This window comes from Mycobacterium sp. (assembly GCF_035314665.1).
Lineage (GTDB): Bacteria > Actinomycetota > Actinomycetes > Mycobacteriales > Mycobacteriaceae > Mycobacterium.
Window position 1 is genome coordinate 1 of sequence record NZ_DATFZD010000449.1, and the last position, 5421, is coordinate 5421.

Below are 5421 nucleotides of genomic sequence, written 5' to 3' on the forward strand. Positions count from 1 at the left end.
GGCTGGGTCAGGTCGCCGTGGTGGGCTACCACCTCAACGCGTGGACGGAGACGCCGCCGCAGGTCCAGATCGCCGGCCTGACAGTACATTTGCAGGGCTTCACCTCCGAGGAGCCGGCCAGTGTGATCCTGATCGGTCGCGGCGGTCGTCGCATCACACTGCGCGTCATCGCGCCCGACGCCAGTGAACGGGTTGCCCGAGAAGAACTGGACGCGGCAGCGAAACAGGCCGGCGGTGGTATCGCTGTGACCAGCGAGGCCGAGCGGGCCGCCAGCCGATCCGTGACCGAGGTGGCAGCCCAGTTGGCTCGTCACGAGGGGCGCGGCGACCCCCAGCGCGGCGCCGAGATCATGCGGTGGTGCGAGGAGGCGGCTCGGCAGTTCGTCAATGCACCGATCCAGGCTTTCGTCCCGATCCTCGTCGAACACATAGTCCGCTGCCGCATGGACGCCCGCCCGGCAGCGACGGCATCGTAGGTAACGTCCGGGGGGAGCAGACACGGCATGCCATGCGGTCGCCAGAGCTGAGCAACGATGAGCAGGCGCCGGGCGTGGGGTGGGCGGCTTCGGCCGTTGCTCCAGGGAGCATTCTCTGACGCGCCGCCTGCCCGGTTAGAAGTAGTGGCGGCGGCCGCCGACGGCGTGTCCCATGCGTCCCATCAGCATCAGCACCCCGCCGATGACGAGGAGGACGATCCCAATGACGAAGAGTAAGTGGATCTTGAGCAATAATCCGGCGACAAGAAGGACGATGCCGAGAACGATCATGACGTTCACCTAATTTCTGTTCAGATGTAAAGAGATAAGCGGGATGCATCATCGCCCGGGCGCCGCGGCTGTCGCCATTGTCAGCCGGGCTGTTAGGGTCAGTGTCTGAAGGCGTCCTTCAGCTTGGCCCCCGACTGTTTGATGTTGCCCTTGGCCTGATCGACGCGTCCCTCGGTGCGCAGCCGGGTATTCCCGGTGGCGCGGCCGTAGAACTTCTTGACGGCGCCCTTGGCGGCTTCGGCCTTGTGGGCGATCTTCTTACCGACGCTCATCGGGGGTTCCTTCGTTTGCGGTGCTCACAGACCGCGACTGCGGGCTGACGGTATCGACCGGGATACGGCGGCCAGGGGCTTCGTCGGTTTGCCCGGTAGTGCTCATCGGTTGCCGACCGCGCGACCAGCGCCCGAGCAGCGGGCTCCTGCGCCGGCGGCTCGCGCCCCGATCCGAGTTCACCGGTGAGCCGGTGGTGGCGCCGACGTGCTGCGGGTGTTCGAGCAGGTTGTCGCGGTCTCGGTTGATCAACGCCGTTTCGCGGTGGGACCTTTCGAGTTCGCGTCGGGCGTCGCGCCCGCGGCCCGCGGTGCGCCGCGCGCCGGCCAGCAGGACGCTCAGGCCCAGCAGCGCCACCGCGCCGACCAGGATCCCGAAGAGGAACAAGGTGCCGGTCGACCCGGTGACGTGATAGCCGAACACGGAGAAATTTTCGGTCAACGGGTGAGCGGCCCCCGCATTGGCAAGCACACCCACGATCGCGACGATCGCCGCGACCAGCAGAACGATCAATCCAACGATGACAAGCATCTCGGCGCCTCTGACTGGGGTGGTAGGTGTCCAGTACACGCCTCACCGGGCGCGGTGTCAACAGCGTTGGCCCACGACGAAGGTCTACACTCTCCGAGCAGGAGGAAGGTGCTGCGCCAATGACGAAACAGCCGACCCGGCCCGATGCGGGCTCCGACGGAGATGACCGGTCCGCCGCGGACGCCGGCCGAGACAACGTCCAGATCACCCGGTCGATGATCCTGCGGTCCGCGTTGCGGATCATCGACTGTGACGGTGTGGACGGATTGTCCATGCGTCGGCTCAGCGACGCGGTGGGCCGGGATCCGGCGGTGCTCTACCGGCACGTACCGAACAAGGCGGCGGTGCTCGACGGTGTCGCCGAGATCGTTCTCGGCCAACTATCGGTGGACAGCGCAAATCCGGACTGGGCCGCCCAGCTGCGCATCGTCGCCCATGACTTCCGCCGGTTGGCCCTGGCGCACCCGAACGTGGTGCCGCTGTTGGTGACTCGGCCGCTGGCCACCCCGCTGGGGCAGCGACCGCCCGGGATGCTGCGCCCTCTGGAGGATGTCCTCACGCTGCTCACATCCGTCGGCTTCAGCGGCGAGGACGCGCTGCACATCTACCGGGTGCTGTTCGGCTTCTTGCACGGCCACGTCCTCGACGAGCTGCAGGAGGTCATCGAGCGTCCCGAGGAAACCGACGATGTGCTGCGCCTCGGCCTGCACCGGCTGACGATCACCGAGTTCCCCCTGGTGCGTGCGCTGGCACCTGCACTGGCCTCCTACGACGGCGCCACCGCACTCGACCGCGGCCTCGATATCCTGCTCACCGGCCTGATGGCAACCCTGACCCACCCCGACGGAACATCCCGATCCGGATGAGATGATGCGCGCCGCACGCACCACTGGTCGTCGAGGTTCAGCTGTTCGAAATGCTGTCCAGCAACTGGAGTTCGCACGCCTATTCTTATTCGCTGGTCGATCGGACACGGATCGAGGAGGCGGCAATGCGGATCCGAAGCCGTCCGGTGTTGCCGGGGTTGTCCGCGATAGCACTGCTGGCGGCGTGTGGCGCGAACGGCCCCGCTTCGGGTACGACGTCGGCCAGCGCAACAGCGGCAACGACATCCGCAACAGCGGCTACGGCCATCGCTGCTCCACCCGCTGCGCAGGCCCCTCGGACCGAGAGGTGGATCGACCTGCAGGTCGGTGACTGCCTCGTCGACCCTCCACCGACCGATCCCGCCGTCGTGACCGTCACCGTCGTCGACTGCGCGACGGCACACCAGGCAGAGGTCTATCTCCGAGCGCCGGTCGGGGTCAACGCGGCCATCGCCGACGTCGCCAACCGAGAGTGCGATGCCGGATTCTCCCGGTACACCGGGCGACCCGTCGGCGGCAACCAATTCACAGTGACGTACCTCATCGACTCCGATCAAGATCGAACCTCGGCCGATCCCACCCCGAGTACGGTCATTTGCCTGCTCCAGGCGGCGACCGGTCAACCCCTGACAAAGTCGGCGCGTCGCTGAAACCAGGCCGCGAAAAAGGCGATCGGCGGATCGGTTCGTGTCCGGATGAAAGGCATGTGCGGGAGGCGCCCGGTTGCGATGATCAACCCTGCAGGCCGCCCGACCGACGCGAGGAGCCGGTACAGATGAACAAGGCCCACAGGGTGGCCGTGGTGACGGCAATGGTCATCGTGGCCTGGTGGTTGTCTCCGCCGCCGTCGCCATCGGCGGCCCCGCACGATGGCAGCGGTGGTCAGGCCGCGGACGTCGCGCGCGGCACGCAGGTCTTCCAGCGTGCGCAACTGCTGAACATCGACAGCGGCACGGCTTCGGCAGCGCGGGCGAAAGCGGGCGACACCACTTCGGCGGATCGCGCGATCCTTCCATCGCTATCGCAGCAGCCGCTGCCGAAGCTGACCTTCGACGGCACGCAACTCTCGCAGCTGAACTCGCTGATCGCCACCGCCGCCCCCGCGCACATCACGGTAGCCAGCCGGACGCTGCAAGCCGACACGGCGCTGACCATCAGCGGACAAAACGTCACCGTCGACTTCGCCGGCGCAGCGATCGAGGCCGGCGCGCAACCGCCGGTCTGGCTGATCAGGCTCGTGCACGCCCGCAACGTCGCGGTCACGAACGCGAGAATCACCGGCGGCACGAACGGGTTCCTCGTCGACAGCGGCTCGAACATCGCCATCGACGGCAACGACCTCGGGGGCCTGAGCGAAAACGGCATCGTGGTGACGGGTCCGTCGTCGAGCCTGGACATCCACGCCAATCACCTGCATGACCTGGGCCGTGCCGGTGTCATGCTCGACGGTCCGGTCAGAACAGCGTTGGTCGACGGCAACCAGATCGACCACCTGCTCGGCCCGTCGAACTGGAATGCAGGCATTGTGCTGACAAGCCGGGGCGGCGATATCGGAGCCGATCCGGATACCTTTTTTCTGCCCGATCACTACTGGGTCGTCAGGCAGCCGCTGGTTCAGCGCCTCCAAAATCCCACGCAGAATGTGATTATGGCCAACACCATCTCCGATGGCCTGTCTTCGGGCATCTACACCGACGGTGCGGTCGCCAACGTGTTCCTCGACAACCGGCTCGACGGCAATTCAAAAGAGGGCATCTGCTTCGACAACGGCGCCACCGCAAACGTCTTCTCCGGCAACCACGTGGCCGGCAACGGCAACCGCTGGGCACAGTCGGATGCCGACCTGGCGCTGGACTTCGTAGCCGACGCCGGCCGCGCCGCCGACGGCACCTCGATGGCCAAGCTGCCCGGCATCTCGATCGACAACGCGATCTACAACGACATCTCGGGCAACGATGTCACCGGGAACTTCGGCGGCGGGGTGAAACTGGTGCGCACCGGGCTGTTCAACACCATCCGCAACAACGTCATCGTCGACAACAACCTCGGCGAGAGCGGAGCGTTCCATTTCTTCGGTGTCGAACTCGGCGCTGCCGCGCCCGACCCGGCCGTTGCGGATCTGGATTTTGTTCCATCATCCGGCAACATCATTTCGGGCAACACGATTCACGGCAGGCATTACTCGGGCATTTACGTCGGGGCCGGTTCGGTGCAAAACGACCTGTCCGGCAACGACATCGCCGGAGTCGAGGTCGCCCCGGTCGAATCCGCGAGCACGTAGCCAGTGCCCGGGACGACAGCGTCCACCCCGGTACTAAGGGCGAGGGGGCAGGGCCGCGAGCCACGAGTCCGAGAGCAGTTCGAGCAGCTGCCCGTCCGGGTCGCGGATCATCGCCGACTGCCCGGACACCGTCGGGTTGACCACTGATCCCCCGAAGCCGTCGACCATCGCCAATGTGCCGCCGAGATCAGACACCGACAGCGACAGATGTGTCAGCCCAACCTGATCCATGACACGGTCCGGCCCGGCGTGGACTTCGCGGCGCACGTAGTCGAGAAGTTCGAGCACGAGGCCGTCGCGAACCAGGTAGGTCGCATTCAGCCCGATCGGCTTGGCCAGCTGCAGGAGCCGGTCGGTGCCCTCGTCGGGCGGTTCGAGTTCCCACCAGAACTCGAAGCCGAGCAGACCCTCGTAGAAGCGGCGCGCCCGCCCGCGATCCGAGACGCATAACCCAACGTGGTTGAAAACCGTGCGGTGATCCGTCATCGGTCACACCCCGGGAGCTGCGCCGCCGCGTTGCTCATGGTTCACAGCCTTCCGTAGCGCGTCAGTGCCGATGATCCTCCGCCGTCGATCCGCACCGTGGCCCGCTCCAGGCATCCCCCGACCCCCTCGTCGGCGACCCAGGATTGGATGCTCAGGACCATGCCCTCCTCGAGGGTGGCGTCGCCGCCGCGGCCCAAACCAATCAGCGGCGGCTCAGCGC

8 protein-coding genes are annotated in these 5421 nt (G+C 66.4%); 4 read left to right on the plus strand and 4 right to left on the minus strand.

The features are described from left to right. Window positions 1-476: DUF5994 family protein (locus VKI00_RS32805; RefSeq protein ID WP_324447462.1), on the plus strand; the 476-nt coding region annotated here is incomplete at its 5' end. A gap of 135 nt (window positions 477-611) precedes the next feature. Here the strand turns inward: VKI00_RS32805 and VKI00_RS32810 are convergent. The 3 genes from VKI00_RS32810 to VKI00_RS32820 all read right to left on the minus strand — a co-directional run bounded on the left by VKI00_RS32810 (window position 612) and on the right by VKI00_RS32820 (window position 1568). Further along, a complete protein-coding gene (locus tag VKI00_RS32810; protein ID WP_324447463.1) occupies window positions 612-767 on the minus strand; it encodes a DUF6131 family protein in 156 nt (51 codons plus the stop codon). 98 nt (window positions 768-865) lie between these two features. Then, window positions 866-1039, minus strand: coding sequence for a CsbD family protein (locus VKI00_RS32815; RefSeq protein WP_324447464.1), 174 nt, complete (start codon window positions 1037-1039; stop codon window positions 866-868). Further along, the gene (locus VKI00_RS32820) at window positions 1026-1568 is read right to left on the minus strand and encodes a hypothetical protein (protein ID WP_324447465.1); all 543 of its coding nucleotides are present in this window, start codon (window positions 1566-1568) and stop codon (window positions 1026-1028) included. The genes VKI00_RS32815 and VKI00_RS32820 overlap by 14 nt, the downstream gene beginning before the upstream one ends. Before the next feature lie 119 nt (window positions 1569-1687). On the opposite strand from VKI00_RS32820, the gene VKI00_RS32825 reads away from it, so the two are divergent. From VKI00_RS32825 to VKI00_RS32835, 3 genes are all read left to right on the plus strand, one after another. After that, the gene (locus VKI00_RS32825) at window positions 1688-2434 is read left to right on the plus strand and encodes a TetR/AcrR family transcriptional regulator C-terminal domain-containing protein (RefSeq protein WP_414687357.1); all 747 of its coding nucleotides are present in this window, start codon (window positions 1688-1690) and stop codon (window positions 2432-2434) included. Between the two features lie 125 nt (window positions 2435-2559). Further along, window positions 2560-3084, plus strand: coding sequence for a hypothetical protein (locus VKI00_RS32830; protein ID WP_324447466.1), 525 nt, complete (start codon window positions 2560-2562; stop codon window positions 3082-3084). 125 nt (window positions 3085-3209) lie between these two features. Beyond that, complete coding sequence (locus tag VKI00_RS32835) at window positions 3210-4715, plus strand: right-handed parallel beta-helix repeat-containing protein (protein WP_324447467.1); 1506 nt, start codon at window positions 3210-3212, stop codon at window positions 4713-4715. 33 nt (window positions 4716-4748) lie between these two features. On the opposite strand, the gene VKI00_RS32840 is transcribed toward VKI00_RS32835, so the two are convergent. After that, on the minus strand, window positions 4749-5201 hold the full coding sequence (locus tag VKI00_RS32840) for a VOC family protein (protein ID WP_324447468.1): 453 nt from the start codon (window positions 5199-5201) through the stop codon (window positions 4749-4751). Window positions 5202-5421 lie beyond the last annotated feature (220 nt).